This window comes from Mesorhizobium sp. WSM4819, assembly GCF_055811215.1.
On record NZ_JBVVQO010000119.1, the window covers coordinates 1 to 290 of the forward strand.

1 pseudogene is annotated in these 290 nt (G+C 60.7%); it reads right to left on the reverse strand.

What is annotated here, in order from left to right:
• Positions 1-102 (reverse strand): annotated as a pseudogene (locus tag AC0L18_RS32475) (IS110 family transposase); the annotation flags it as partial.
• Between the last annotated feature and the right edge of the window lie 188 nt (positions 103-290).

Here is a 290-nt window from a genome sequence, read left to right on the forward strand (position 1 = left end):
CGACAGCTTCTTGCGGAACACAACCGATCCATCAGCTGCCGCCCCGTGCAGCTGAAAGACGTTCTTTGCCAGATCGACCCCAATGATGGTAACCTTTTCCATGGATGCCTGCCTCTCCTTTGCGTGGCGCTAACACCACAAACTTGGCACATTGCGATGCCGTCGGAGAAGGCTGGCATCCACCCCATCAGCAAAAATGGCGTGGCATTCAGCGTGACGTTGGCGTGTCCGCCGCGCAGCCCCCGTGTTTAGCGGAGCGGCGGACATGGCGGCCGCGTCTCAGGCGGCCA